21 protein-coding genes, 4 pseudogenes and 1 riboswitch are annotated in these 26893 nt (G+C 68.4%); of the genes and pseudogenes, 12 read left to right on the top strand and 13 right to left on the bottom strand.

Translation table 11 applies throughout. The features are described 5' to 3' along the window. Positions 1-55: 55 nt before the first annotated feature. A pseudogene (locus IE206_RS39580) lies at positions 56-928 on the top strand (IS630 family transposase); the annotation flags it as partial. Between the two features lie 144 nt (positions 929-1072). Here the strand turns inward: IE206_RS39580 and IE206_RS43870 are convergent. Then, positions 1073-1174: pseudogene (locus IE206_RS43870) on the bottom strand (AAA family ATPase); the annotation flags it as partial. Positions 1175-2151: 977 nt separating this feature from the next. Between IE206_RS43870 and IE206_RS39575 the strand changes: the two are divergent. Beyond that, positions 2152-3043: pseudogene (locus tag IE206_RS39575) on the top strand (helicase associated domain-containing protein); the annotation flags it as partial. A gap of 644 nt (positions 3044-3687) precedes the next feature. Continuing rightward, entirely contained in the window at positions 3688-4062 is a 375-nt protein-coding gene (locus IE206_RS39570; protein ID WP_189971142.1) for a hypothetical protein, read from the top strand. Between the two features lie 949 nt (positions 4063-5011). On the opposite strand, the gene IE206_RS39565 is transcribed toward IE206_RS39570, so the two are convergent. The 4 genes from IE206_RS39565 to IE206_RS39550 form a co-directional block, all read right to left on the bottom strand. Continuing rightward, on the bottom strand, positions 5012-5809 hold the full coding sequence (locus IE206_RS39565) for an MgtC/SapB family protein (protein WP_189971140.1): 798 nt from the start codon (positions 5807-5809) through the stop codon (positions 5012-5014). Positions 5810-6240: 431 nt separating this feature from the next. After that, the gene (locus tag IE206_RS43345) at positions 6241-6342 is read right to left on the bottom strand and encodes a hypothetical protein (protein WP_264198805.1); all 102 of its coding nucleotides are present in this window, start codon (positions 6340-6342) and stop codon (positions 6241-6243) included. 932 nt (positions 6343-7274) lie between these two features. After that, positions 7275-7646: a VOC family protein gene (locus tag IE206_RS39555; RefSeq protein WP_189971138.1), complete on the bottom strand. Its 372-nt coding sequence runs from the start codon at positions 7644-7646 to the stop codon at positions 7275-7277. A 64-nt stretch (positions 7647-7710) separates the two neighbouring features. Further along, positions 7711-9375, bottom strand: a complete 1665-nt coding sequence (locus IE206_RS39550; protein WP_373301059.1) for an NRAMP family divalent metal transporter — start codon at positions 9373-9375, stop codon at positions 7711-7713. A 300-nt stretch (positions 9376-9675) separates the two neighbouring features. Then, positions 9676-9847, bottom strand: a riboswitch (M-box (ykoK) riboswitch). A 154-nt stretch (positions 9848-10001) separates the two neighbouring features. Between IE206_RS39550 and IE206_RS39545 the strand changes: the two genes are divergently transcribed. Together IE206_RS39545 and IE206_RS39540 are read left to right on the top strand one after the other, a co-directional pair. Continuing rightward, on the top strand, positions 10002-10673 hold the full coding sequence (locus tag IE206_RS39545; RefSeq protein WP_189971136.1) for a mechanosensitive ion channel domain-containing protein: 672 nt from the start codon (positions 10002-10004) through the stop codon (positions 10671-10673). Positions 10674-10789: 116 nt separating this feature from the next. Continuing rightward, positions 10790-11563, top strand: coding sequence for a metal-dependent hydrolase (locus tag IE206_RS39540; RefSeq protein WP_226599122.1), 774 nt, complete (start codon positions 10790-10792; stop codon positions 11561-11563). Positions 11564-12428: 865 nt separating this feature from the next. On the opposite strand, the gene IE206_RS39535 is transcribed toward IE206_RS39540, so the two are convergent. Beyond that, positions 12429-12713 (bottom strand): hypothetical protein, encoded by a 285-nt coding sequence (locus IE206_RS39535; protein WP_189971134.1) that lies wholly within the window; start codon positions 12711-12713, stop codon positions 12429-12431. Between the two features lie 164 nt (positions 12714-12877). Here IE206_RS39535 and IE206_RS39530 point away from each other — a divergent pair, with 164 nt between their 5' ends. After that, positions 12878-14752, top strand: a complete 1875-nt coding sequence (locus IE206_RS39530; protein ID WP_189971132.1) for a glycoside hydrolase family 9 protein — start codon at positions 12878-12880, stop codon at positions 14750-14752. A gap of 234 nt (positions 14753-14986) precedes the next feature. Further along, the gene (locus tag IE206_RS39525) at positions 14987-15199 is read left to right on the top strand and encodes a hypothetical protein (protein ID WP_189971130.1); all 213 of its coding nucleotides are present in this window, start codon (positions 14987-14989) and stop codon (positions 15197-15199) included. Positions 15200-15992: 793 nt separating this feature from the next. Here IE206_RS39525 and IE206_RS39520 read toward each other — a convergent pair. The 4 genes from IE206_RS39520 to IE206_RS39505 form a co-directional block, all read right to left on the bottom strand. Continuing rightward, a complete protein-coding gene (locus IE206_RS39520) occupies positions 15993-17372 on the bottom strand; it encodes an FtsW/RodA/SpoVE family cell cycle protein (RefSeq protein WP_189971145.1) in 1380 nt (459 codons plus the stop codon). A 322-nt stretch (positions 17373-17694) separates the two neighbouring features. Continuing rightward, positions 17695-18198, bottom strand: coding sequence for an LURP-one-related/scramblase family protein (locus IE206_RS39515; RefSeq protein ID WP_189971128.1), 504 nt, complete (start codon positions 18196-18198; stop codon positions 17695-17697). A 461-nt stretch (positions 18199-18659) separates the two neighbouring features. Then, entirely contained in the window at positions 18660-18992 is a 333-nt protein-coding gene (locus IE206_RS39510) for a hypothetical protein (protein WP_189971126.1), read from the bottom strand. Positions 18993-19132: 140 nt separating this feature from the next. Continuing rightward, the gene (locus tag IE206_RS39505; protein ID WP_189971123.1) at positions 19133-19552 is read right to left on the bottom strand and encodes a sec-independent translocase; all 420 of its coding nucleotides are present in this window, start codon (positions 19550-19552) and stop codon (positions 19133-19135) included. A gap of 1032 nt (positions 19553-20584) precedes the next feature. Between IE206_RS39505 and IE206_RS39500 the strand changes: the two genes are divergently transcribed. The 4 genes from IE206_RS39500 (at position 20585) to IE206_RS39485 (ending at position 23204) form a co-directional block, all read left to right on the top strand. After that, positions 20585-20749 carry a hypothetical protein gene (locus IE206_RS39500; protein WP_189971121.1) on the top strand — a complete coding sequence of 55 codons (165 nt, stop codon included), beginning with the start codon at positions 20585-20587 and terminating at the stop codon, positions 20747-20749. 109 nt (positions 20750-20858) lie between these two features. After that, the gene (locus IE206_RS39495; RefSeq protein WP_226599123.1) at positions 20859-22316 is read left to right on the top strand and encodes an LCP family protein; all 1458 of its coding nucleotides are present in this window, start codon (positions 20859-20861) and stop codon (positions 22314-22316) included. A 90-nt stretch (positions 22317-22406) separates the two neighbouring features. Beyond that, positions 22407-22631, top strand: coding sequence for a cold shock domain-containing protein (locus IE206_RS39490; protein WP_189971117.1), 225 nt, complete (start codon positions 22407-22409; stop codon positions 22629-22631). 216 nt (positions 22632-22847) lie between these two features. Continuing rightward, the gene (locus IE206_RS39485) at positions 22848-23204 is read left to right on the top strand and encodes an ArsR/SmtB family transcription factor (protein ID WP_189971115.1); all 357 of its coding nucleotides are present in this window, start codon (positions 22848-22850) and stop codon (positions 23202-23204) included. A gap of 128 nt (positions 23205-23332) precedes the next feature. On the opposite strand, the gene IE206_RS39480 is transcribed toward IE206_RS39485, so the two are convergent. Both IE206_RS39480 and IE206_RS43770 read right to left on the bottom strand, forming a co-directional pair. Continuing rightward, positions 23333-24697 (bottom strand): hypothetical protein, encoded by a 1365-nt coding sequence (locus IE206_RS39480; RefSeq protein WP_189971113.1) that lies wholly within the window; start codon positions 24695-24697, stop codon positions 23333-23335. Positions 24698-24884: 187 nt separating this feature from the next. Further along, a pseudogene (locus IE206_RS43770) lies at positions 24885-25526 on the bottom strand (LytR C-terminal domain-containing protein); the annotation flags it as partial. Between IE206_RS43770 and tatA the strand changes: the two are divergent. After that, positions 25408-25692 carry a Sec-independent protein translocase subunit TatA gene (tatA, locus tag IE206_RS39470; protein WP_189971112.1) on the top strand — a complete coding sequence of 95 codons (285 nt, stop codon included), beginning with the start codon at positions 25408-25410 and terminating at the stop codon, positions 25690-25692. The pseudogene IE206_RS43770 and the gene tatA sit on opposite strands and share 119 nt — an antisense overlap. Before the next feature lie 133 nt (positions 25693-25825). On the opposite strand, the gene IE206_RS43765 is transcribed toward tatA, so the two are convergent. Then, positions 25826-26134 carry an STAS domain-containing protein gene (locus tag IE206_RS43765; protein WP_226599923.1) on the bottom strand — a complete coding sequence of 103 codons (309 nt, stop codon included), beginning with the start codon at positions 26132-26134 and terminating at the stop codon, positions 25826-25828. Positions 26135-26893: the final 759 nt, after the last annotated feature.

The raw sequence follows: 26893 nt of genomic DNA, 5'->3' as shown, positions 1-26893 counted from the left end.
GTGGGGGGCGCGGCATCTGTCGCCGTCGGCGCAGGAGGCCCTGCGACTGCGGGCGGTGGCTGCGTTGGTGGCGGGGCGGGACCGGGAGGAGGTGGCAGCGGTCTTCGGGGTGTCGCTGAGGGCGGTCGGCACGTGGTGGGCGAAGTGGCAGGCCGGCGGCCGGGAGGTGCTGGCCATGCGGCCGCGGGGCAAGCCGGTCGGGGTGCACCAGGTGCTCGGGGAGGCCGAGCAGGCCGCGGTGCGGCAGGCCGTCCTCGACCACCGGCCCTGTGACGTGGGACTTTCCGGGCAGTTGTGGACGCGGCGGCTGATCGGTGGCCTGATCGCGAAGCTGTACCGGGTACAGCTGACCGAACCGGGGGTGGGCAAGTACCTGAGGCGTGGGGGCCTGTCCTTCCAGCGTCCGGACAAGCGGGCCGTCGAGCAGCACCCGGAGGCCGTGCGCCGCTGGCACGAGGAGACCTGGCCGGCGATCCGGGCGAAGGTGAAGAGGGACGTCCGGGCGAAGGTGAAGGGGGACGGCGGCGAGATTCTGTTCGCCGACCAGGTCGGCATCCGCTCCGACCAGGTCACCGGTCGCACCTGGGGCGAGAAGGGCAGGACACCCGTCGTGCGGCGGAGCGGGAACCGGTTCCCGGTGAACGCGATGTCGGCAGTCAGCACCAAGAGCCGGATGCACTTCATGGTCTTCACCGAGAGCTTCACCGCCGAGGTGATGGGCCGTTTCCTGGACCGGCTCGCCGGCCACTTCGACCACAAGGTCCACCTCGTCGTCGACGGGCACTCCGCCCACCGCTCCAAGAAGCTCCGCGACTGGCTCGCCGCCCACCCCGACGACGTCGAGCTGCACTTCCTGCCGCCCTACGCACCCGAGCTGAACCCCGACGAACTGGTCAACGCGGACCTCAAGCACAGCCTGCCCAAGCAGCACCAGGCCCGCGACCAGGCCGAACTCGCCACCGAGACACACCGCTTCTTCCACAGACACCAACGCCAGCCCCACATCGTCCGCGGCTACTTCGGCGGCCCGCACGTCCGCTACATCCTGGACGAGAACCCCACCAGCTTCAGATCAATAGGCCGCGTCGTCCTGTTCTCGTTCAATGGCCGCGAGCCGGTTCTTGAGCTGGTAGCTGGGGCCGTTGATGGATATGACACGGCAGTGGTGGAGCGCCTGCGACGTCTGATCTGCCGCTAGCAACCGCGGGGACGGCGGCGGTGCGGGACGGCGAGGGTCCCGCCGGTTCCAGCTCCGCCGCCTACGGCGTCTCCCGTGCCGCCGTGCGCTTCAGGTATTGGGCGTACAGCTGCCGGGCTGCCCCTTCGCACTGTCGGGGGGAATGCCATAACGAGCGACATGGGCGACTTGCCCTTCGGCGCACCCGGGAGGCACGACGGCTCCGGCGGACGACCGGAGCAGCTCCTTTACCCGCTCGGCACTGGGGGGCTCGCCAGGCTGTCCCCACCAAACGTCTCCGGCTGCGAAAGACGCTCGCCATCGTCTCGGTCCGGGACGCACTGCTGAACGAACTCGGCCCTGACCAGTTCTTGGCCCGTCGGCGTAGACGGGCCGCGAAGCCAGGCCGCCGGCCGTCACGGTGAGATATTGCCCGACTGCTGGCTGAACGCCCTCGACGACCGCGTGGCCGTGAGCACGGAAAGATGCCAGCGAGACGCAGCTCTGCTCTGATCCACCGATACCCCCGGATGCAGGAAGGGCCGCCACCTCTGATGTCCCATGCTCCTCAAAGTTTCACAGAGGCAGCGCGTGCAGCGTGCAGTGACGGCGGCTGTACCACGGAGCCCGCCTCAGGGACCGTGGTCGGCTTGCCGAGATTGCCGCGCCGGGCACGGCGCCGGACGAGCAGTTGATCACGATGCTGCTCGACCGCACCCGTACCGACGGGCTATGAGCGGGGAAGGCGGGCGAGCACCGTCAAAGTCCACGACAGCACAGCCCACCGCACATGCCGCCTTTATAGCCGCTCCCCCACTTGAACGCGCTCCCTCATACGCGCAGCCGCCGTTCACGGACAACTGACACACCCGCGATGTACCGGCTGGCAACCAACTGAACAGCACCGACAGCACACCTACCGGACTGACATCACCATGCCGAATCACCACGGACAAAAACCCGCAGATCATCAAGGTGACGGCGAGGACGAGGAGCAGGACGACACCCACGCCGCCGCCGAAGCGGCCCTGCTCCACTTCTCCAGCCCCGCGACGCCGCCACGATCGCCGCGTTCCTGCGCACCCGGGTCTACCGGCCCGAGTCGCTGGCGTGGCTGGAGGGCTACCAAGCCCTGCTCCGCTGGCGGAAAGAGAACCAGATCACCGGCCTCTACGCCGTCCCGTACGACGTCGAAGTCGAGGTCGACGTCACCAAGGACTTCCCCTCGGACGATGGGTGCACCAACAGCGCAAGGCGCTGCGGGCCGGGGAACTCGAGGAGCGGCGCAAGACGCTGCTGGACGCGCCGGAGGCCGGGATGATCCAGGAGCCGGGCGAGGAAGCTTGGGAGACGAAGCTCGCCGCCCTGCGGTCATGCCGGCGGACGACCGGACACCTCGCCCCCGCCAGTTCGCCGCGTGGGGCGAAGACGACCAGATGGTCCCCCTCGGACAGCACATGGCCAACCTCCGCCGGAAAGGCGGCCTCGGCAAAGTACCCGAAGCGGGCCGCCACACGCGCGCAGCAGCTCAAGGAGATCGACCCGGACCCGGAACGGGAAGGCACCGACCAGCCTGTACCGCGCAGCCACACCGAGACGATCGCGGTCGACAGCGAGACGGAACCAGTGACCGTGAAACTCGGCGTATGGATCTCCAACACCAAAGCCAGGCGCGACAAACTCACCCAGGAGCAGCTGGACATGCTGCGGGGGCTGGGCGTGACTGGGCGTAACCGGTGGCCGCATGTCCGGCCTGGCACGGCAGAGGCCCGTCCTCGGGGGTCTGAACCGGGGACGGGCCTGCGCATCAACCTCACACGGCCGGCGGGCGAGCTACGGGGGCAACCGGCCCGCCGGACCACCTAGTTCAGCGCCCGGCCCCGGCCAGGGGTCACCGCTTGGGCGAAAAGTCGGGGAAGCCTTCGCTCATCAGACTCTGTCGGAGCCCGGCGGCGGTCAGCCTCGGCCGGACAGTGCCCACGCCGCCGGACCTCTCCTGTGTCGCCTACCGACAAGCCGAAAGCCGCACAGCATGCGGCGACTCCCCGCCGCTTGAATCCGGTGAGGGCCGACGCACCACGCACTCACGGTGTGGGCAAGCGCGCTAACCGAGCCCGGCCTCGACACCGCCATCGACCGCAAAGCCGTCACGCCCACCCTCCAAGCCCCCTGGCGTCCTGGGCGGGCATGTGCGTGGCCGACCGGGAGTCCGTCGGCTGCCTATTGTCCGACCGCACCCGGCGCGGTGGGCAATCGTGCGACGCGGAATCCTTCTTCCCTCACATGCCGCAACCGGACAGGCATCGTCGGCCGAAGCTGTCTCTTCGGCTCCCTTGGTATAGGCCAGGCTGGTTGACGCCAGTGGACGCCCGACCGTGGGGGCCGACGGGAGTTTCCAGACTCGGAATGCGGTGGCAGAAGCTAGTGGTGTGTGTCCAGCATGGGCGGTGCGTGGGACTGCCCATGTCCCTGCTTCAACATGCTGCGAGATACCTGAAGGAGGGATTCTCATGTCGGAAATGAGGCGGAGCCACCGGCTTGCAGCCTGCGCGGCTGCCGCAGTTGTCCTGGCGTGGAGCGCCGTGCCGGCGTACGCGTCCGGCACGGCGGTCCAGGAGAACCGCAGAGCGGAGAACAAGCACTACGTCGGGGCAGCACGCACGGTGAATGAAGTCCTTGACTGCGCAAAGGCGAAGTTCCCCGATACCTACGCGAAGCTTGCAGAGCTAGCAGCCAAGCTGTTCCCGGGGGGCCTGGATGAGCTTCGCAACAAATACGGGGAGCGTCCCCTCACAGCATTGTTGGAGCTGAAAGCATTGGCCGAAGAAAAAGGCATCGAGCTAAACCCAAGCGATTTCGCGCCGCTGGAGTCCTGCATAAAGTGAAGGGCCTTGCGTTTTCCATGCAGCCAGCCACCCCGTGACGTGCAGTCAGTTCTCCGCTCCGGAGCCCTGCCCGCGCTGTCCTGGCTACATATCCAGCCGTACGGAGAGGTGCGGCTGAACATGGGCAGTCGCAGCCGCGCGCGCTGCGGGCCGGGCAGATGAGCAGGGAGCAGGGAGCAGGCCGAGGAGTTGGATGCGCTCGGGATCGCGTGGGACACCGCCGACGCCCAGTTCGCGGAGAACCTCGCCGCGGCCCGCGCCTTCGCAGAGGCCAGCACTCTGGCGAGCGAAGGCGAACCTAACGGGATGTTCCCGGCCAATCAATGCCGAATGACCCGTACTCCGCAGGGTTTCGGACAGCCACAAGATCCAGAATCCAGCCTTCGATATTCACGAAATAAAGAGATATCTGAGCTTTGAAGCCGGAAGGTAACACTTCCCCCGGAAGCCTCCAACCATTACCCAAACAACCCCCGACCAGCACCTTCACCGCTCCGCTCACGATCGAATATCCCAGGTCAGTCTACGTAGAGATCCAGGAATGCAGGACTCCATTTTCAAGTTGACCCTTTTGCGCGACGTACAGATCTCGCGAGGGTGACCCCTTGAGGTGATTTAGCCCGCACCGATGCGATTCTCAAATGGCTGACTTCCAGCCTTGTCATCAGGGGAGCCGAGCGAGTCGGATTGCCCCGAGACTGCTCCGGCGCACCATGGGCCTCGGCCGCTTTGCCACCCAGGCCCCGGGCCGTGAACGAGGATGGACACGTCGGCCTCCGCCAGGCCAGGAGTTCCTCGACGATCTGCGATGTAGGCCGTTTACGGGATTCGTGGTGACCAGCGGTGTGGGTGCGGTTCGGGCGTGGGCCCACATCCATGCTTCGGGCGTGTGGGCGTCACCTAGACAACCCTGTCGGCATGCCTGGCCTCGCCGCTTCCGTTCTGCTCGCTACCGGGTTGCGCAGGTGGAGTTGGGCTCGGACAAGTGCGGCATGGGCTGCCGGGCAGGCTGGTCGCGGTCGCCGCCTGCGGTGTCGTCGGTGTCCGTGGTGCTGTCCAGGTGCCAGTGCAGGTCCTGAATGCCGGGTTCCAGGGAAAGCCGGGCGACGACCTGTTCCAGCGCGCGGGTGATGTCACCGGAGACGGTCATCGTGGCGCGCAGGCTGGTGGTGCCGGAGTCGCGCCGATGGGCGCGCAGCGCGGTGGGGGCGAGTCCGGACGCTGTGAGCGCCTGGAGCAGCAGGGCCCGGATGTGGGTCTCTGCGGCACGGTCGCACTCCACGTGCACGGTGGCGGGGACATCGGTGTCCTGGTCGTTTCCGGCGGCCGGTGCGCGGTCGAGGAAGCGTCCGGCCGGGCGCAGAAGTACGTGGACGCCGAGGACGGCCAGGGTGAGCAGAAGAGCGAAGGCCAGATGGCCGGAGGCGGCCAGGACTCCGACGGCGGCTGAACACCACAGCGTGGCCGCGGTGTTGAGGCCGGAGATGCCGCCTCCGTCACGCATGATCACACCGGCGCCGAGAAAGCCGATCCCGGAGACGACGTAGGAGGCGACCCGGGTGGGGCTGCCGGTGTCGGTGACGGCTTCGCTGTAGAGCACGAAGGCGGTGGCGCCGAGCGCGACCAGGGTGTTGGTCCGCAGTCCGGCCATCCGGGCCCGCCACTGCCGCTCGGTACCGATCAGAGCGCCGCAGCCCAAGCCGGTGGCCAGGCGGAGTACGAAGTCGAGGGTGGTCAGGGTGTGCATGGGGGCACCTCCTCGGAACCGGTGGTCGCGGCGGACCGCGTACCGGTGAACGGGACAGGGGCTGCTCCCGTACTACGGGACCGGTCGAGGCCGGTCAGCGCAGGTGCGGCAAGACACCGGGGAGCGGAAGGTTGTGCGGCCGATGATGGCCGGGACTGCTGCGGTCCATGCTTCTCGCCCCCTTCCTGTCAGGCACCTGACGTATACCGTCCGACGAACGGAGAGTGTGGCTCCAAGGCCGCAGTGCGGCGGCCCTGGAGCCGTGTACATGCGGTCTTCGACCCTGCACACCTCCATACTTGCATGATCACGCAAGAAGGGGCAAGTTGTGAGAGAGGCCCCTTGTGGCACCTCGGAAGCCCACCTGCCCAGGGCATCCAAACCGCCATGCAGGCCAGGGCCAACCTGTTGATCGCAAACCCGGGCAGGGATCATGCCGCGCGCGAATCGGTCGATTCGGGTACGTAGGCGTACCCGATCTGGTGCACCGCGGTGATGGCGGCAGCGTGGACGGGGCCGAGCTTGCGTCGCAGCCGGGCGATGTGGACATCGATGGTGCACAGGCCCCCAACAGCGGGCTGACCCCCACACCGTGTTCATCAGCTGGCTGCGATTGTGCGCCCTGCGGGGGTGCGCCACCAGATGAGCCAGCAGCTCGAACTCTCGATAGGTGAGCCGGACCGGGGTGCCCTCGATGCTGACGGCGCGTCGCTCGCGGTCGATGACGAGACCCGTGGCGCCCTCGGGAACCGCAGAGGCGGGATGACCGGCAGGGAAGCGGGGGCACCGTATGTGCCGGTGCAAGTGGGGTGCAGACGGAGGACGCGTAGGTAACGCAGAGGCATGTCCGCTCCGGGAGAGTCGGTGGCGGGAACTCTCAGGTGGACGGGCGCACCTGAAGTGGCCCGCCACTGCGGCTCTTCTACGCCGACCTGACCGGAACACGGGATTTCACGGCCGGCCGGGAGGCTCAGCCGTGCGTGATTGGAGGTAGAAAGCATGGGACCACATCCCTCACATCGGCTTTGGAAAGCGGGAGTTGGCGCATCAGTCGCCGGAATGCCGGCGAGTCTCACCGCGGCGGTGGCCGTCTTCGCGGACTACGGCCTGCCAGTGGGCGTGCGGCCGCGCGGGGACGGCAACGGTGGCCCGCAGAGGAGCCGGGGTGTGCGTGGACGCCGCGTACAGCGCCGCATGGTCGAGGGGGCTGTCGGCCAAACGCCGGGCAACGTGAGTGAAGAAAGCGAGCAAGGGGGCGGAGTACCGGACGCCGTGGTGGGTGAACACAGACACATGAGTCACCTCCAAAGACAAGGGGATCGACAAGTGGACGCACGAAGACGCCGATGAAGGGGCTGAACGCGCAGAGCCCGGTCAGCACGGCTACCGGGCGGCATGCGTGATCCGGCCCGCGGCTGCCGGGGAAGGCCGGTGAAGGGCGGGCAGGGGCAGCCACTCCCCCTGGCTACGTCAGTGGTTCCAGGAATTCCAGGCGGTTGCCGACCGGATCCTGGGTGTAGAAGCGGCGGTGGGTCGGCAGGCTGACGCCCCAGACGACGGGCGCGCCGTGCTGCTCCAGGCGGGCGGCGAGAGCGTCGAGTCCGGTCACCCGCACCGCTGGGTGGGCTTTGCGGGGCGGGCGGAACCCGTCCTCGATACCGACATGGATCTCCAGCCGCCCACCGTCGGCGGCGGCGAACCAGCAGCCGCCTCGCCGGGTCAGCCCAGCGGGCTTGGGGATCTCCGTCATCTGCAGGGCGGCGAGATAGAAGCTGCGCAGCACGTCCTCGGAACCGGCCGGGGCGGCGAGTTGGACGTGGTCGAGTGCGGCGAGCATGACGAACACACCTCACTTCACGGAGTGGCCCGGGACGTGTGAAACCCGTCCCGGCCGATGGGATTCACTGACCGAGGGCGACCTGAACGATCTTGATGACAACCAGGATCATCGCGATCAGGAGGTAGGTGCGCAGGGCGCCCATGCCGATCTTGCGGGCGGTGGACATGGTGGGCCGGGTGAGGGTCTCCAGCGGTGGCATCCGCCAGTTCTCCTTGCCGGTGCGGTCGATGGGGTCTTCCTTGGTGCCGGTGCGGCGGCGGGTGAAGGAGTACCCGGCAGCCAGGATCCCGGTCACCCCGCAGGCGGCCATGATGTCGAGGATCGCGTTCGAGGTGATGTCCGGGAACAGGACGGAGGCGGTCAGGATGACCGACAGGGTGACCAGCACGCCGACCACGGCAGCGGTGAAGGCATTGGTCTTGGGGCCGTTGACCCACGGGCCGAGCACGGCCTTGTCGTTGCAGAGCAGCAGGAGGAAGACGGAAGCCGAGGGCAGCAGCACACCGGCGAGGGTCTGCACGCCCTGGGTGAGCAGACCCAGCGGGGAGCCCGGGATCAGCACGATCGTGGCCGCGACGGCAACGAGCCCGGCGTACACGGCGTAGAAGCCCTTGGCTCCGTTCACGCCCCGGTGCAGCGAGTGCTTCATGCCAAACACATCGCCGATCGCGTACGCGGTGGACAGCGACACGGCGAACGCGCCGATGATCGAGGCGTCCAGCAGGGCGATCGCGAACAGGACTCCGGCCGCCTTGCTCACGTGCGCCTCCAGGCCCCGGGCCACGCCTGCCTGGTCGGTGAAGTGGCCGAAGCCGTCGGTGCCCGCGAACGTGGCCGCGGTGAAGCCCGTGATCGCGGCGGCACCCACGATGACGACGACGATGCCGATCCACAGGTCGGCCTTCTCGTATTTCATGAAGCGCGGGGTGATGCGCTTGTCGATGACGTACGACTGCTGGAAGAACAGCTGCCAGGGAGCCACCGTCGTCCCGACTATGCCGATGATCAGCAGCATGACCGTTGCCAACTCGCCCGATCCGCCCCGCATGTTGGGCACCACGAAGTCATGTGCCATCTGTGACGGCTTCGGGTGGACCATGAAGTACAGCGGTACGAGGAGCAGCGAGCCCGCGCACAGCAGGACCGCCACACGCTCGAAGCGTTGGAACGAGCCGGTGAACGCCGAGGCGACGATCACCACGGCGGCGACCAGCACTCCCCCGGTCTTGGGCAGTCCCAGGTAGTCCAGGGCGAGAGTGATCCCGATGAACTCCGTCACCAGAGTCAGGGCGTTGAGCAGGAACAGGTCGATGACGGAGAACGCGCCCCAGAACTTGCCGAACCGCTCCAGGATGAGGCGGGCGTGCCCGACGCCGGTGACCGCGCCGAGGCGCAGCACCATCTCCTGGTTGACGTACAGGACGGGAACCAGCAGGAGCAGGGTCCACAGCAGGCTGGTGCCGTAGTTCTGGCCGGCCTGGCCGTAGGTGGCGAACGCGCCCGCGTCATTGTCGCCGACCATCACGATGAGTCCGGGCCCGACTATCGCGAGCAGCGTCTTGAACTTGGCGGACAGACCTCGGCGTTCACCAATGTCGTGCTGCTTGATGGTGCCCAGTGCACCGCGGATGTCGCCGGTGTGGGCATCATCGAGGACCGCGGTGCGCGGCGCGGGCACGGTGGGCTTGATGGTCACGCTGCTGGACTTCATGGGTGCGGTGGTCATGCGGGTCCTCCCAACTCCCCTCGCAGGGGATGGGTTTGGGGGCACGCGTGCATTCTGCGGACACGGCGGGGCAACCCGGTGACCCGGGACGGCGCGAGGCCGTACGGGTGCCAGGTGTGCGGAGGTGTCCGTGGATGGTGAGTGTCGTCAGCGCGTGCCGAAGTCGGGCGAGGTCACACGGATGCGGGGCCGACTGTGGCCCGGACTAGTGCAACTGCAATCCAATGTCTCTCGCCTCCTTCCGGCCGGGGCGCGCGCGGGTGCCGGACGACGCGGCAAGGAGCGGACCGGGCGTACCCCGGTTCACCCCATCTCGTCAGAGCTTTGGCACTGCACGGCGTAATCCCCATAGGGGAAGCCACTTGGAGTCACCCCTTGAGCCGGGGAGACCTGTCCTGACCCTGGGCGTCTCTCGAAGTCGTGGGGTCAGTGGCCTGTGTCCGTGCAGACGCCTCACCGAACGAGGTGCCTTCTTCAAACCTCCAGAAGCATAGCCTCCTTGTTGCGCGATCACGCAACTGCTTGGTGAACCTTTGACGCGGAACGACTCGTTCGGGGCCCCCGGCAGTACCCGCCCGGGGGCGGGTACTCTGCTCCGCGACATGCACACCACAGGGAGCTCATCGGTGGATCAGGACAGTAAACCCGCAGGCAGCGCGGCCGTCGGACACGGCCTGCACTGGCGAGGGGTGATCCGTACCCGGCGGGCCGTCATCACCACGTCGCTCGCCGTCGGCGGCCTCGTCGTCTCGCTCAACTTCGGCGGGCTCCTGGGCAACCCGGACAGTCATCAGTCGATGACCTCCCGGGTGATCGCGGGCATCAGCGCCGGGATCTTCCTGGTGGGCGCGCTCATCGCGGTGCGCGGGGCCACGGACGATCTAGTGAAGCTGCTGACCGGCCGGATCAGCGACAACCGCTCCGCCGCGCTGCGCGTGATCTGCCTGCTCTCCGGCTACGCGCTGGTGATCCTCGGAGCGCTCAGCCTGCTCCGGGTGGAGTGGAGCAAGCTGCTGCTGGGCGGTGCGCTGACCGGGGTGATACTCGGGATCGCCGCGCAGCCCGTCCTCGGAAACATCTTCGCCGGCCTGGTGCTGCTGGTCTCGCACCCCTTCACGATCGGCGAGAAGGTCAGCGTCCAGTCGGGACCGCTCGGCGGCCGCATCGAGGGCGAGGTCACCGACATGACTCTACTTTTCGTCGAACTCCACACGGAGGACGGCAAGATGCTCCTCCCCAACAACGCAGTACTCGGCGCAGCGATCGGCCCGCCTGCCCGCGAGACGCCCCTGATCTGAAGGTTCGGGCGCCCTCGCACGATGCAGCCGACCTCTCGGCACCTACCGTTCCGCCACTATTTCCACATTGCGCAAACAAGCAACTAGCATGCGGGGCTGAGACGTTCCTCCTCGCGGTGGTGTCCCACGCCGCTGGTGCCGCGCGGCCCGGGAACGTGCCAGATCCAACGGGGGAGAACGAACACGCCATGATGGGCCATTCGCACGCCGTCAGCGGTGCACTGCTCTTCGCGGGGACCGCGCCATACCTGCCACCGATGATGCTGCACACGCACCTGGCGCCGCAGGAAATCTTGATGGGCACCGTGCTCTGCGCGGGTGCCGCACTGCTACCCGATCTCGACCACCATGACGGCACCATCGCCAACTTCCTGGGCCCTGTCTCCAAAATGCTCTGCCGCTTCGTGGCCTGGATCTCCGGCGGGCACCGCCACGCCACGCATTCCCTGTTCTTCGTGGCCTTCATGACCCTGGGCAGCTGGGCAGGAGTCACCTACCTGGGTCGGCCGTTCACCGTGGGCATGACATTCTTCCTGCTGGCACTGGCGGTCCGAGCCCTCAATCTCTGCCCGCCCGGCCACGGTTTCCACGCCTGGGGAACCATCGTGGCCATGGCCAGCGTAGGAACCGCGGCCATCGCCAAGTTCATCCCGTCCGCGCCAGGTTGGCTGCCGTACGCGATCGGCCTGGGCTGTGTGGCGCACCTCCTGGGCGACTCCATCACCAAGCGCGGTGCCCCGTGGCTGTGGCCGCTCAAGACCCGCTACGAGATTGTGGTGATCAAGCGCAGCGGCAACAAGATGGAGACGGAGATACTCACCCCCCTGATGGGTGTCGCCACCATCGTCCTGCTGTGGTTCAGCGTCCTGTCGCCCCACCCCCTCAACTGATCTCTACGTGGTGTCGGGGTCGAATGCCGGACGTTCAGGAGCCGGCACCTCCGCGCCCTTGTTGATGACACCTAGCCTGCCTCCTTCATGCTGGAGGTCCCGCGGCGCCAGGCATGCAAGCAGTGCCGATCCGGCGAAAGCCTCTGCCGCCCGCTTCTGGCATTGCCGGGTGTCGCAGGGTTCGGCCCTGATGGAGGACAGGGGGAGGCCTACACGCGGGAACGCGGGAACGCGGGAAGCACTCGCCGAACTCAAAGCAGAGCCTCCGAGGTGAACCCCGAAGGGTCATCGAATGACGGCGCGGAACAAAGCCAGCAGGGAGCAGACCTGGCAGCACGTCACAGCCCGGGTACTCGACAAGGTGACGCCGCCCACGTCTCTCCCCTGGGCGGGGTTCGGCGCCAACACCCGTCGCGGGCGACGGTTCGCCAGTGGCCCGGCCGGCAGGGGGAGGGTGCGAGCTCGGGGCTGGCGATGCGGGCACCCTGGTTCAGCAGGGCCTTCAGGTCGGCTGGGGAGAAGCGGGAAGGCTGGGTCCGCAGTAGTTCCCCGGCGGTGTTCCGCCTCGTACTGGTCGAGCAGTCGCTCTCGGCGTCGGGCGCAGTACGGACAGCAGCTTGGCGGTGAGGTTCCAGGCGTCGTTGATGCGGTGGTGCGTCCGCTCGGCGTCCGCGAACAGTCCACCGGAAACAGCCAGTTGCTCAGCGAGGCCGCCGTGACGGTCGGCTACCGCTACCCCGCGCTGGTCACCGACGCCGTCGCGTCCTGGCCCGAGACGCCGCTGGCGCCTCGATCGCGGCCCCGGTCGGCCAACACGAGGTCCTGGCAACGTGACCGGTCGGGTGACTGTGACTTCATAGGAGTCCTACTGGGCCTGGGTCAGGCCTCGAACCTGGCTCGTAAACTGCTCCGGGGTGCGGGTGGTCAGGTAGGCCGTGCCCAGGGCGGCGGCTGCCACCACTGCCGCGGTGATCGGCGCGCGCTTGCGCAGCCGGGTGTGTCGGGCTGCCGCGTCGCCGTCCGTGCGGTCGATGAAGAAGAGGGGCCGCCTGATCCCATCTCCACAGTTGTAGAGTTGCGCAATGTAGCAATCTTTCCCGTGGGCGCGGCACCTGCCGATTCGCCCGCTCCATGAGAGGAAGGCAATCACGGGACGTTCCGCAACGCGCTGGAACGCCCCTCTACCCGTTCATCCTGCGCCAGGATCCCCCACAACAGCCAACATGCTGGCCTCGGTTGGCCGAGCGGGGCGCCCGGCCTCTTCCCTGCTCAGTGAGTCGTTTCCTGTCAGTCAAGAGAAGGCAGTCCGGCCCGATGGTTTCGCGCTTCAGACGTCCCCGCTCCCTCGCCCTCGGTCTCGCGCTCTCCGTTGGCGCGGCAGGTGCCGTCTGGTACGCGCTGCCCTCGCGCGAGGAGGCACCCGGACCGGTCGTCATCCGGGCCGACCAGGGCGGCTACATCAGCACCGAGCACAAGACCGCCTTCGCGATGGGCCCGGACGACAAACTGGCGGGGGCACGGTTCGAGGTGGTCGACGACACGGGACGGGTCGCCTTGACCGGTGCGCCCGGGCCCCGCACCGGTGCGTGGAATGCGGCATACGACTCCGTCCGCGTCCTCGACCTGTCCGCGTTGACCAAGGCCGGCACCTACCAGCTGCGTCTCACCGGCACCGCTGACGCCACGTCACCTCACTTCACCGTGGCCCCCGCGAACGAACTGATGGAAAACCTGGCAGCCGACAACGTCCGCTTCTTCCAGGCGCAGCGCGACGGCGCCGACATCGTCCCCGGCGCCCTCGGGCGCAAACCCTCCCACCTCGCGGACCGTTCGGCGAGCGTCTACGCCGCGCCGCGCTACAACGACGACGGCACCGAGCTGACGGCACCTCTCCGGAAGGTCGGTGGTCCTCTCGACGTGTCGGGCGGCTGGTTCGACGCCGGGGACTACCTCAAGTTCACTCACACCGCCTCGTACGCGACCGCTCAACTGCTGCTGGCGCAAAGGGCGTTGCCCACGACGCCCGGGCTCGCCGCCGAGGCTCGGCACGGTCTGTCCTGGCTCGACAAGATGTGGGACGGCCGCACCCGCACGCTCTATGCGCAGGTGGGCATAGGCGCCGGCACCAAGGACCTGCACAGCGATCACGACGTGTGGCGCCTCCCGGAGGCGGACAACAAGCTGAACGCGCAGGACGGCGACGCAGACCACCTGGTCAAGTTCCGCCCTGTCTTCCCGGCCAACGAGCCCGGCGCGCCCCTCAGCCCCAACCTCGCGGGCCGTGTCGCCGCCGCCTTTGCACTGGCCGCGCAGACCGACGCGGCCCGCGATCCGGACGGCGCCCGGCGGTGGCTGGAGAAGGCCGCCGCCGTCTACGGCCAGGCCGACACGCGCAGCCCCCGTACTCTGGTGACCACCTTCCCGCACGCCTTCTACTCCGAGGACTCCTGGCAGGACGACATGGAGTTCGGGGCTGCCGAACTGGCCCTGGCGGCAAAGGCGCTGGGCGACGACCGGGCCGCGCGCTGGCAGACGCAGGCCGGCGACTGGGCACGTGCCTACCTGGCCTCCGGCAACCTCGACACACTCGGCGTCTCCGACGTCAGCGCGCTGGCCCACGCGGACCTGCTGCGGCTCGGTCCGTCACAGGCCGTCGTCGCCGATCTGCGCAGGCAGCTCGCCGACGGCGAGCGCCGCGCCGCGAAGGACCCCTTCCAAGCCGGCGCGGTCTACACGGACTTCGACGCCGTCCCGCACGCCTTCGGCCTCGTGGCCACGGCCGCCCTCTATGCGAAAGCGACCGGCGACCACCACTACGACGCCTTCGCCGCACAGCAGCGCGGCTGGGCGCTGGGCGCCAATGCCTGGGGCACCAGCTTCATGATCGGAACGGGCGAGGTGTTCCCCCGCTGCCCCGCCCATCAGGTGGCGAACCTGGCGGGCAGCCTCACCGGCCGAGGGGCGTTGCTGCGCGGCGCGGTCGTCAACGGGCCCAACGGAGCCAAAAAGCTCTCCGGCCGCGACGCCCTGGAGTCGACGCGCGTGTGTGAGGCGGGCACGGCCGAGTGGAAGCGATTCGACGGCAAGGGCGCCCGCTACCTCGACCAGGTGGGGGCCTGGCAGACGGTCGAGCCCGCGGACGACTTCACCTCGACCGCGCTGCTCGCCTTCGCCCTGTCCCCAACGTGATGCCGGATTCTTTCGGGCGGTAGGCGAAACGACGTTGAACCGGGTTGCCCGAGACGGTTGCCCGAGGCGGGTGGATCGCCTCGGAGCAGCCCTGTCGGCGTCCCATACCACGCTCTACCCACCCGAAGTGGAACGTCGTAGTAGCCGGAGGCTCTGGCTGTGCGGTGGCTGATGCTCCGGTGCCGACCGACGGACAGAGCAAAAGCCGTCCCGTAGCGCCGTGGCGATCAGGTCATGGATGAGGAACTCCCCCGCGGCCCGGTTCTCCTTGAGCCGGGGAAGATCCTGGGGGCCGAACCACGCGTAGGCGGTGTGCTTGACCGACTCCAGGCGGGGGCGGTCCAAGTCTCCGTCGACGTCGGCGAGACAGTCGGCCTCGTGGCGCACCCGGCCGTCGTCGTCTCCGGTCCAGGTGGTGACGCCGAGCAGCTTCCGTACCCGCCGTAGCTGGGTGCGAGCCGGTCGTCTGCGGGGTGGGCGATGACGATGCGCTGGAGGTAGCGGAACCCGGCGGTGCGTGCGCCGGCGATGAGTGAGCCGAGCGGGTCGGTGAGGATTCCGGCGTCGCGTCTTTGCCGGGTGGCTAGCAGGAGCGGCCCGTTGGTCGGCAGGAGACAGTGGGCGCGGTGGAAGAAGCCTGGCCAGCCGTTCTCCATGGCCCCGGGCATCTCGCTCGCGGCTGCCGAGTACGTCGCTGGGGGTGGGCAGGGCGTCGGGGTGGAGTTCGGCGAGCGGGACCGGCGCCTCGCCGTTCGGGCTGTCTGCGTACGTCGTGCAGGAGGCACACGCATCCATGCCGGGTGCCGCGTCCTGGATCTGGATCTGGATCTTGAGCAGGGGTGCGGGTGCCGCGTCCGGACGGGGGGTGTATTCGGCGCGGATCCTGTCGATCGCCCAGGCAGGCAGAACGCTGCCGGGGGGGTACGGTGTCCGGCTGGTCGGGGGCTGGGAGCCAGATCATGGTCGGCAGGGGGTGGGAGGGCGTGGTGGTCATGGGCGGGTGGCGCCCGGGGCGAGACCGGGTCCGACTGGTGCTGACATCAAGCAATAGGGACGCGGTGGGGCGAGATTGCCATGGCGGCCAGCACCAATCCGACGTCGAGGACCGGTACGCCGAGGGAGCTCCTGCTCCCGCTGGGCCTGATGCTCGCCGTGTACTCCTCGTCGCGATCGCGGCCACCATCGGTGTCGGACTCGGTTGAGCTTCAAGCCCGGGGAGCGGATCCCAGGTCGGGTCGCCTCACCGTCCAGGGCCGGACGGTGGCGGCCCAGCCGGCTCTCTGCGTCGTTGTGCGCTGTCGCTGATGCGGATCAGCAGTGCGACCATCAGCCAGTTGGCGACCATGGAGGAGCCTCCCTTGGCGAGGAAGGGCAGGGCCTTGCCGGTGAGCGGGATGAGGCCCATGACGCCGCCGGTGACCACAAACACCTGGAGCAGGAGCGCGCCGGACAGGCCGACGGCGAGGAGTTTGCCGAAGGGGTCGCGGGCGATCAGGGCGGCGTGCAGGCCTCGTTGGGCGAGCAGCCCGTACAGGAGGAGTACGGCCATGACTCCGGCGAGGCCGAGTTCTTCGCCGACGGTGGTGAGGATGAAGTCGCTGTTGCCGGCGAAGCCGATCAGGTCGGGGTGGCCTTGGCCCAGGCCGGTGCCGGTGATGCCGCCGCTGCCGAAGCTGAACAGCGCTTGGCCCAGTTGGTCGGATATGCCCGCCTTCTGGCCGGCCGGGGTGAAGGCGGCCATCGGGTTCAGCCAGGCCACGACCCGGCCATGGACGTGCGGTTCCAGGGATCCGACCACTCCGGCCCCGACCACGGCCATGAGCAGGCCGCACACCACCCAACTGGTGCGCTCCGTGGCCAGATACAGCATGATCACGAACAGTCCGAAGAAGATCAGGGAGGTGCCGAGGTCCCGCTCGAAGATCAGAACGAGCAGGCTGAGCACCCAGATCGTGGCGATCGGCCCCATCTGGCGGCCGGGCGGCAGCCTCAGGCCGAGGACACGGCGTCCGGTGAGGGCCAGCGCGTCGCGGTTGAGGGTGAGGTAGCCCGCGAAGAACACCGCGATCATGATTTTCACGAACTCGCCGGGTTGCACGGACAGCGGGCCCAGCATGATCCAGCGCTTGGCGCCGAACTGGTCGGCGCCGAAGAAGGCGGGCGCCATCAGCAGGACCAGGGCGACGGCCATGGTCACGTAGATGTAGCGCTGGAGCCAGCGGTGATCACGCAATACGAGCAGCACCACGAGGCACACGGCCACCGCGATGACCGTCCATACCAGCTGGCCGCTGCCCGCCTGGGCCGTCCTCAGGCGGGGCTTCGCCGCATAGGTGAGGTCCAGGCGATGCAACAGCACCAGGCCGAGCCCGGTCAGCAGCAGCGCCAGCGGCAGGATCAGCGGATCGGCCCTTGAAGCCCACCGCCGGATGGCCAGATGCGGCACCAGCGCCAGCAGAACGACGGCTGTGGCGAACCCGGGCAGCCCCGAAGGCAGCCGGCCGTCCATGGACAGACCGGTGCATGTGTAGCCGCCCACGGTGATCAGGACGACGAAGCCCAGCAGCCACGCCTCGGTGCGCCGCCGGTTGGGCGCCTGCGCGAGCGCCGCGAACGACATCGTCTGCCCCGCATCACCCCGCGCATCTCCGGCCGACGGCAGACCCGCCGCAGACAGTCCCCGCACAGAACACCTCCATCTGGAGAGCCACCGGGCCCAGAGCCTCGCACCGCCGGGGCACGTGCTGGTGGCACGCCGGGAGATGGCATACGCCCATCCCCGGTTCCCCGTGCGGTCCCCTCCATAGACACTTGCAGACTTGCGCTAGTGCGCAACTAGCAGGGGTCACGGTACGCCACCGTGCGGTCGGGCTCGCACCGGTGGGCCTTTTCAGGGGGAAACTCGGGCGCCGCAGGAGCGGCGCGCGTCCTGTGCCGGTACGTCAGAGATTGGTGAATCGTTCGCCCTTGCGGTCCTCAAGGATGTGGTCCACGCAGACCGCAACGATGATCAGCAGGGTCGCGTCCCGCTCGTTCATCACGTCGACCGCATAGGCGTCGCGGATGGTGAACCAGCGGCGCGAGATGTGCGCCAGGGTATTGCCGCCGTGCCGGATGTCGAACTCGCGGTCCCAGAGGTTCCCGGCTATCCGCAGCTGCCGTCCGTCCCTCAGGCGGACCTTGAAACGGTCCCCGAAGAGCCGGAACGCCCGCTTGCTGATCAGACCTACCGCCTGGCCATCCTGCTTGATCAGGATCGTGTGGTGGAGCGTGAGGACCTTTTTGGTGATGCGCGCGACCTGGTTGCCCCGGGTGTCCACCAAGTCGAACGTGGTCCGCAGCCGCAGCAGCTTGCGGTTGACTTTGAACAGCTTTTCCCGGTGCTCGTTCTCCACCCAGGCTTCCTCATGGAAGGCGAGCATGCGGTCGCGTACCAGGTAGCGCATGGAATACCCCCGTTCAGACCGTTCATGTCCCCACCTGGCGCCTCGCACGACGGGACGCCCCGCGGGAAGAGGAGGACCTCACCCGGCACAATACTTGCACACTTACGCAAGCTAACACCCTGTCTGGGTCAGGTCACTTGGGAGGGGGCCCGCGGGCATCACCCAACGGCAGGGGAAGTTGGCGCGATCGCACCCGGCGTGAGCCGGAGAGCGGCGACCCTCCGTGGGATGGGCTGCAGCATGACTGCCCTCCGGAGACTGCTGCCCGGTCTCGCGCTGACGGCGACTCCCATGACCGTGCAGACCCGTGTGCAGCCGACGCGCGATGGTCGGCAGGCGACCAAAGGCAGTCACGCGTCCGCCGAGCCGTCGGCCAGTCGACATCGGGCTCTGCCTCGCGACTGCGGCGGGCCGCGAACGCCCACCGCGCTCTCAGCGGCCGGTGATCCGGCAGGGCACGATCAGTCTTCTGTCAGGTGATAGGCGGCGCAGACCCGGTGGTAGCCGTCGGCGATGACCATCGGGGTGCCACGAAGCAGAAGGACGGGCGAGAGTTTCTTGCCGGATGTGACCTTCTGGATGTTGTGCTTGACGTGAAGGTTGTCGGCGGGCAGCAGCGGCAGGGCCGACGCCCGCAGGATGTCCTTGGCCTTCTTCGCCTCGGTGGGTGCCGCGCGCAGGGCATCGACGATACGTTCCACCTCGCCCGGGGCGAGCAGCAGTCCGAGGTAGTCGGCCGCCGCCGGGAAGTCATGCGCCTTGGGATCCTGGAGCCACACCTTCGTCCATTCCACAGCGCTTCCCCCTCCCCCGGTCGGGCACCACAACCAAGGGAGAAAGCCCAGAACGGCCCGCCCATCTCGTTCCCGGCGTGCGTCACTTCATGGTGGGGCGCCCACGCCTGAGCGCCCCGAGGAGCCCGGCTGGGCGGCGGTTACGTGGCGTCGGGGTCGAACACGTGCCGTGTGGACGGGTTCGCCGGTGCGCCCTTGGCCAGGGAGACGGCGCCCGGCGCCCGACCGGCGCCCGTGTCGCGCACGGCGGCCGTGACCTCTTCCAGTTCGGGGCGGGGGTCGAGGGCATTGCGGATTTCCTCCAGCCCGGCGAGGCCGTCACCCTCCAGCATGTGTTTGCGTACGAAGGTCTTCGGGTGGAGGTCCTCGAATTCGAAGTCCTTGAACTCCGGGCCGAGTTCGGAGCGGACCTCCTGCCTGGCGCTGTCGGCGAAGGCCCGCACCCTACGCAGAACACCGGTCGCATTCCGGATAAACTCGGGCAGTTTCTCCGGCCCGAAGACGAACATCGCGACGATGGCGATGGTGAGCAGTTTCATCGGGCCCAGTTCGGTGAACATCTGCTCGCTCCTTGATCGGCAAAGCGCCCCCATTTCACGGAGACGATGAGTCGCACCCGTAACACTTTAAGGCTTGCGCAAGTGGGGAACTATCGGATGCCGTAGCTCGCCCTGCCAGCCGTAGTCACGAAACCACTGCTCGTTCGGCCCGGCGAAGTCCGGAGGGTACCGGGATGAGCACAGAGTCCAACGCGCCCGCCTTGCAGGCGGGCGACCCGGAGGGCGGGGCGGGAGCGGCGCCTGTCGAGCCGATGACGGGTATTGCGCGCGAACCGCAGGAGCCCCCGCATGGAGGAGGAGCGGTTGCAACTGGCCCACGAGACGGACCGCTTACTCCATCGCGTGTACGCCAGCCAGGCCCGTGAGCTGGAACGCGACTGCGGGGGTGGAACGGAGCCGCCGCCGGGCCGGAGTAAATGAGCTCACGCCGAACCGCCGCGGCGGCTGGACCGTCCAGCATGGATCGGCCCGAGGGGCACAAGCGGCACGCCTGGCCAGCCCCCTGGCCAGTGACTCTCGTCGCAACGCAAATGCTTGCAGAGTTGCGCGAGTCTGCAACTAATGAGGTGGGTGATACGTCTCCCCGTGCGAGAGCGGAACGAGGGGCCGTTTTGGGGTCGTGGGAGGGGAGCCTCTCGGACGGACTGATGAGGACGGGTGCATGCAGCAGCAAAATCCGGCCGTGCGGGGCGGCAATCCGCCTCAGCGAGGGGCCAGCGGTGCCACGCCGATGCACGGGGAGCGGTCGGCGTCCGCCTCTCCGTTGCCGGAAGGGGTGGCCGGGCGCCGGTCCCGGTCGGCCCGCGGCCGCGGGCCGACGCGCCCTGCCGTGGCGCTAGCCCTGGTGGTCCCGCCGCTGGCAGGTGCCTGTGTCGATACCGTCCTTGGTTCCGGTTCGGGGTGGGGGCTGCTGGTGGGCGGTGTGGTGGGTGCGGCCGCATCGGCCGTGCTGGGGGCCAGGCGAAATGATCTGTCATGGGTGGCGCCTCTGCCCGCCCTGGTGGTCGCCGCGCTGGCCGCGGTCGTGCACTGTTGACCGGGCCTTCCAGCTCCGGCGGCAAGTCGACGTCCACCGACCTGATCCGGTGGGCGGTCGCCGCCTTCCCCTCCATGGCCGCCGCCGAGTGCACGGTGCTCATCGTGCTGGCGGTACGCGGTCTCCAGTCCCTGCGTAGCCGGAGGCGCAACCATGCCTGACAACCCGAACTCCCGCCCGCAGAGGCCGCGCACTCGACGCGACGCATCCCCCGGGTCCCCGAGCGAGGGCCGCACACGCCGACCAGGGTGGGTTCTTGCGCTGCGCACCATGGTGTGGGTGACCTCGGCCGTCGTGCTCATCGGGTGTGGCGTGACCTGGTTCGCGTACCGGTCACTGACGAACGGCCTCACCACCTCGGACGCCTTGGACGCCGTCAAGAAGAACGCACCCAAGCACCTGGACAGTTCGGTGAACCTGTTGCTGATCGGCCTCGATTCGCGCAAGGACATGGACGGCAACGACCTGCCGAAGGAGTTCGTCCAGGACCAGTTGCACGCCGGGTCCAGCGAGATCGGCTACTACAACACCAACACGCTGATCCTCATGCACATCCCCGCAGACGGCGGCAAGGTCAGCGCCTTCTCCATTCCCCGGGACGACTATGTGGAGACCCTCAACGGCGACGGCACCTCCCAGGGCGAGCACAAGATAAAAGAGGCGTACGCCAACGCCTACACCGGCGCCAGCGAACGCCTGTCCAAGCAGGGCATCAAAGGCCCGGACCTCGAAGGCAAGAGCCGCGAGGCCGGGCGCGAAGCGACGCTCGCCACCGTGCAGCAGTTCACCGGCGTGCCGATCGACCACTTCGCCGAGGTCAACCTGCTCGGCTTCTACGACATCGCCAAAGTCCTTCAGCCCATCACCGTCTGTCTCAAGCACCCGGTCAAGGACCGCTATTCCGGCGCAGACTTCCCAGCCGGCGTGCAGAAGGTCGACGCAAAGCAGGCCCTCGCCTTCGTCCGCCAGCGCCACGGCCTGGACAACGGCGACCTGGACCGCACCCGCCGCCAGCAGGCGTTCATCTCCAGCATCACCCACCAGCTCAAGGACGAGGGTCTCTTCGGCGACCTCGGAAAGCTGCAGGGGCTGTTCAGCGTCGTGAAGAAGGACCTGGTCCTCGACAGCACCTGGCACGTACTGGACTTCGCCCAGCAAGCACCCAACCTCACCGGCGGGAACGTCGAGTTCCACACCCTGCCCATCACCGGATTCGCCACACGCAAGGGCGAGTCGGTCAACCTCGTCAACGCCGAGAAGATCAAAACGATCGTCCAACAGACCTTCGGCCCCAGCCCTACCGCGTCCGCCACACCCGGAGACGGCGACGGTGACTCCAAGGCCGGCGCGAAGGCGGCACCGGCCACCGTGGACGTCCGCAACGGCAACGGAACCGGCGGTCTCGCCGACACCGTGCTCAAAGCCCTGGCCGCACTCGGCTACACCGCGGGTCAGACCGGCAACGCACCCGGCCAAGCCCACACCACCGTGGCTTATGGGGCAGGCGCCCAGCAGGCCGCACAGCAGATCGCGTCCCGCCTCAAGTCGGGTACGGCCACCGCCGGCTCCGCGATCCCGGCCGGACACGTCCGCGTCACCCTGGGCCGCGACTACACGCCCCCGGACAACAAGGTCCCCTCGCCCGCTCCCAGCAACTCCGCCTCAGCAGCGGACAGCGAGGACAGCGGGCCGGCGGTCAAGGCCGGCGGCGTGCCCTGCGTCAACTGACCTGGGGCAGCCGGCGTGCGCCGCCCCAACGAAGGGCATCACAAGCAGCAGAGAGACAGGAAAGTCAGTACACAGCCGGGAGGCGCAGGAGTGAACGACAGGGTCAGCGGAGTGGTCCGCTGGTTCAACCAGGCCAAGGGATACGGATACATCGACGGGGATGACGGGCGTGAGGTCCTGGTCCGTCGCGAAGCCATCGAGGGCGCAACCTTCCTCACCGAAGGATTGCGGGTCACCTACGTCGCCGTGAACGGCTCCGGCGAACTCCACGCAGAACACGTCCACGTAGCAGAACGTGTCCGCGTAGCCGAATGAACGCTTGGGGCCCGCCGCCGGCGGCGGGCTCCCGTTCATGCTTCATGCACAGCCGCGGCCGACCGGGAGATTGACGGGCAACGATCTGCTGCACAGTTGCGTAACTATATGAGGGGTATGCAGGGCGTCTGCCGGTGGGCGGCGCGGGCCGGCGCCTACACTGGGGCTGCGCCTGGACACGGGAGGTGACCGGGACGCGACGGGAGGGCGATCTGCATGACAGCGGGCAGCGGCGAGCCCACGGACCCGACCGCGGAGGTCCTCGCGGACGCCGCCACGGCGTTCGGTCTGCTGGCCTCTCCCGCCCGCCTGCACATTGTGTGGGCGCTGGCACAGGGAGAAAGCGATGTGTCGGGGCTCGCGCAGCGGGTGGGCGGCGCGCTCCCTGCGACGAGCCAGCACTTGGCCAAGCTGAAGCTCGCTGGCCTTGTGGCCGCGCGCCGCGAGGGGCGCCGCCAGATCTACTACGTCGACGACCAGGACATCGTCGCCGTCGTGCAGTTGATGCTGTGTCAACTCCGGCGGACAGTCGATCAATCCCCCGAACGTCTCCTGCTTTCCGTGGGCACCTGAGGCCCGAAGCGGTTCGCGCTGCGCCGCCAGTGCATGGGCGCCCGCCGGCGAACTGGCCGACGGCTGCGTGCAGGGACGGAGCTGGCCCCGGTAGTGGCACCGGGGCCATATGGCGGGCCCGTCGGGCGCTACCAATCTCCTCCGCCGAAGTCGCCTCCCGAGTCACCGCCGAACCCGCCGCCACCGAAACTTCCGGAGAAGTCGGACGGGTTGAAGTCGGAGCCGCTGGACTCACCCCCGCCGGGCAGGCTTTCGGGTCCGGCGAAGCCCGGCTCGGCAACGGCGCTCGGCGCGCTGATCAGGGAGCCGAGCATGGTGCCCACGAGCAGACCGCCCAGGACGCCGCCGGCGCCGCCGAAGTAGCCGCCCGCCCAGGGGGCGTAGGCGGGCCCTGCGTTCCAGTACGGCTGCGGACCCTGGTCGGTGGGGACCATCCGGGCCTCGGGATCCTGACCGGCGTTGATGCGCGCCACATCGGCGGCACAGGCGGGAACGGGACGCGGCGCGCCGTCGGCCGGGGCCCATTCGACATCAGCGACCGACGGTCCGTGGCGCGGGTCGAAGAAACACGGCACCCGCCTCTCGGGCAGCGGAGCACCCTTTCGCCGGGCCGCGAGGGTGGCCAGCGCGAAGCGGCCGTCGGCCAGCGTCTCGGTCACCGGCTGCACGTCCTGCGGCTCACGGGCCGCCGCCAGTTGTTCCTTGGCCTTGTCGTAGGTGTCGAGGGCGTGTTCGTAGTCCTTGCGCATCTCGTCCGTGACACCGGGCTCGGAGGGCGTGAAGGCGAGGCGGTCGAGTTCCTCGGCGTAAGCGGTGATGTCCTCGTCCACCACGGTCCGCAGGGCCTCCAGTTCCGCGCGCTCGCGCTCCTCGCGCTTCTTCCGCGACCGCCTCAGCACGGCGTATCCGGCGCCGCCGCCCACCACGAGCACTCCGCCCACGGCCAGCCACGCGGCGGTGGCCGAGCCGCCGTCGCCCCCGCCCGACCAGGAGCCGGGCGCCTTGCCCCTGGCCTGGCGGAGGGCCTCGTCGACGAAGCTGTTCAGCTCCGTCTTCGCGTCCCGGGGCGAGGACCTCTTGACGGCGCCCACGAGGTTGCCGACGGCATTCTTGGCCATCACCTGACGGTCGGCCCCGGCGTTGAAGCCGTCGCCGAGGCGAATCGCGTACAGACCGGTGACGCCAGTGAGTGAGCGCACGTCCTTCAGCACGGTGGCCGGCGGGAATTCGGCGCTCTGCGGCAGGACCGCGATGAAGACCGGCTTGCCCGCGTCCTTGATCTTCTTCGCGAGCGCCTCGGCGTCCGGCTTCGACAGCTGGCTCTCGGCTCGCGGGTCGACGTACACGGGGCTCTTCTTGAGTGCGTCGGCCACTGTTGCCGTGCCGCTCGCGGCATGAGCCGGTACGGGGGTGAGGGCGGCGGCCAGGGCGAGCAGCAGCCCGGCCAGGGCCGTGGCCCAGCTCGGTCGTGCGGACCGGGGGTAGGCGCGCATGGGAGATTCTCCTGGGGTGTGAGCGGTGGCTGGATGCCATGAGTTCGCTCTCCTGCGGCGGTGAGCCGAAGGAGAGTTTGGAGCAGGGGTCATCACCGGCGGAGGGGGCGCCTCGGGCGGCGGTGGCGGGAACCGAGGTCGGCGCGGCCGATGCGGTGGCGGCCGGGGTGGCGGCATACGCCGTGCCGAGGATCATGCTGACGCCGGAGACGGTGGACTGCTGGAGTTCCGCGCCAAGAGAGCGGCGCGCGAGGGCCTCGGCCTGGACCTTGCTGCCGGAGCCGTAGGCGATGACCGTCACCTGGCGGTCCTGGCTGCGGGCCGCCGCGATACCGGTGACCGTGAAGCCGTGCCGCTTGAGCGCGTCCGCGGTCCGAGAGGCCAGGCGGGTGACGGCCTCGATGTTGCCGTCGAGCTGGATGTAGATCCAACACGCCCCAGCCGTCAGCAGCACAAGCGCGGACACAGCTACCGCGATCCCGAACTTCGTCTTGCTGCCGCACCGCCGCCACGGCCCGGCCACCGGCTTGACGCCGACCCGACACCTGATGGCTGCCTGCCATGTGCGCGCCCCTTGTCCGTGCGGTCTATACAGGCGAACAGGGACGCCTTGCCCCACCCCATAGTTGTACAGTTGCGCAATGTAGCAATCTATCCGGCGGGTACGCTCCTGCCTCCCCCGTCCGGCCCTGCAAGAGGAAGGCGACGCAATGTTCCGCAACGCGCTGGAACCGTGGCATCTGCTGATCCTGGTGACCGTGATCGTCCTGCTGTTCGGCTCCAAGAAGCTGCCCGACGCCGCCAGGGCGCTGGGCAAGTCGATGCGCATCCTCAAGAGCGAGACCAAGGCAATGAAGGAAGAAGGCGGCACACCACCGTCGGCATCCCCCGAGCCCGCCCCGGCCACGCCCGAGGCGCCGCGCACCATCCAGACCGCCCCCGGGGATACCTCCTCGGCCCGCCCCGTCACAGAAGGCTCCCATAGCACGCACTGACCCCTCAGCCCAGCCGGTTGCACACCGGTGCCCGGCTGCGCGAGTAACCGTCAAGTCCGCAGCACAGCGGTCGCGGCGAAGACGTAGCCGACCTCCGCAGGCGCGGTCGGTGTCGGCGCCTTCGACTACCGATTCAAGAACCCTGCTGGAGCCTCAGGGCCCGGTCGAACCCAACCCTGTGCAGCGCCGCCCATACATGGGGCGAAGCACCGACCACCACCATGTAAGTGCCACTCAAACGTGCCTTCTTGAGCGCGGAGAAGAGCGGGACAACTCCGTCGGTGCTGATGTGTGCCACCTCCGACAGATCGACGTCGAGGGCTTCCGGCCCGCTCCTCAGTGCTTCGTCGAACAGCCTGCTGACCTCTTCGGCACTAGGGCCTGACCGATGGGTCCTGCCGGGGCACGCGGGGTCTGGCTTCTTACACCCAGCCGGACCCATCGGACAGGCCCTAACAGCATCGATGTCTCCGTGCAGACGTATCGTCAGATGTGCCACTGGGCCGCCGCGCCGGAACCCAAGCAGCAGGGAGCTGACGCGGCGCTTCTGCGTGATGTGCCCTGGTGGACGATGCGGCATGGGGCAGGCTCCTGAACAGGCGGACGCTCTCTCCGACCAGACTGCTGGGCGTACCTGGAGCGGACTGTACGCCGTGCACCCTCAGTACGCCCTCCGAGCCCGCTGCCGAGGGTCCGGCTCACGGCCCGACCGGCCGCCACCTCGGCCCGCAGAAGGCTCCTCCAGCCCAAGCGCCAACTTCCTCACACCTGAGCAGCACCAAGGGGTTTCGTAGGGTGAGTGGGACTGCTCCCGGGTTGTGGTGGGTGTGATGGCACGCCTGCGGGCGGCAGCTACAGGGATGTGTCAGGCCAGTTGATGCCGCCTGCGAACGGGACTGGCACAGCCCGGACCACCCTGGCGGCTGGACAACGGTGACTCGTGCGCTTCGCGACGGTCACCCCGCCACTTTCGCTGTGCAGGGATCGGCCCGTTTCACCCGAACGCCGGGAAAGGATGTTGCTGTGCGGCGGCGTGCTGCCGTCCATGATTGGGGCTCCAGCTGACAGCAGGGAGTGCGGGGCATGAGAGCAACGGTGCGAGCTCGCAGGCTGGCTTTCGTGGTGCCGGTCATGGCCATGATCCTTGCGTCAGGCGCTGCTCCTGCCGTCTCGCAAGAGAAGTCACCAGGTGCAGGGGTGA

This window comes from Streptomyces violascens (genome assembly GCF_014649955.1).
GTDB classification, from domain to species: domain Bacteria; phylum Actinomycetota; class Actinomycetes; order Streptomycetales; family Streptomycetaceae; genus Streptomyces; species Streptomyces violascens.
The sequence above is the reverse complement of the archived record's forward strand: the minus strand, read 5'-3'. Positions and strand labels throughout refer to the sequence as shown.

Bases quoted from the DNA above. Each gene is read 5' to 3' on its own strand.
- IE206_RS39570 (WP_189971142.1), top strand. From the start codon at position 3,688: ATGTCGGAAATGAGGCGGAGCCACCGGCTTGCAGCCTGCGCGGCTGCC.
- IE206_RS39565 (WP_189971140.1), bottom strand. From the start codon at position 5,809: ATGCACACCCTGACCACCCTCGACTTCGTACTCCGCCTGGCCACCGGC.
- IE206_RS39555 (WP_189971138.1), bottom strand. From the start codon at position 7,646: ATGCTCGCCGCACTCGACCACGTCCAACTCGCCGCCCCGGCCGGTTCC.
- IE206_RS39550 (WP_373301059.1), bottom strand. From the start codon at position 9,375: ATGACCACCGCACCCATGAAGTCCAGCAGCGTGACCATCAAGCCCACC.
- IE206_RS39530 (WP_189971132.1), top strand. From the start codon at position 12,878: ATGGTTTCGCGCTTCAGACGTCCCCGCTCCCTCGCCCTCGGTCTCGCG.
- IE206_RS39525 (WP_189971130.1), top strand. From the start codon at position 14,987: ATGGATGAGGAACTCCCCCGCGGCCCGGTTCTCCTTGAGCCGGGGAAG.
- IE206_RS39520 (WP_189971145.1), bottom strand. From the start codon at position 17,372: ATGTCGTTCGCGGCGCTCGCGCAGGCGCCCAACCGGCGGCGCACCGAG.
- IE206_RS39515 (WP_189971128.1), bottom strand. From the start codon at position 18,198: ATGCGCTACCTGGTACGCGACCGCATGCTCGCCTTCCATGAGGAAGCC.
- IE206_RS39505 (WP_189971123.1), bottom strand. From the start codon at position 19,552: ATGTTCACCGAACTGGGCCCGATGAAACTGCTCACCATCGCCATCGTC.
- IE206_RS39495 (WP_226599123.1), top strand. From the start codon at position 20,859: ATGGTGTGGGTGACCTCGGCCGTCGTGCTCATCGGGTGTGGCGTGACC.
- IE206_RS39485 (WP_189971115.1), top strand. From the start codon at position 22,848: ATGACAGCGGGCAGCGGCGAGCCCACGGACCCGACCGCGGAGGTCCTC.
- IE206_RS39480 (WP_189971113.1), bottom strand. From the start codon at position 24,697: ATGCGCGCCTACCCCCGGTCCGCACGACCGAGCTGGGCCACGGCCCTG.
- tatA (WP_189971112.1), top strand. From the start codon at position 25,408: ATGTTCCGCAACGCGCTGGAACCGTGGCATCTGCTGATCCTGGTGACC.
- IE206_RS43765 (WP_226599923.1), bottom strand. From the start codon at position 26,134: ATGGGTCCGGCTGGGTGTAAGAAGCCAGACCCCGCGTGCCCCGGCAGG.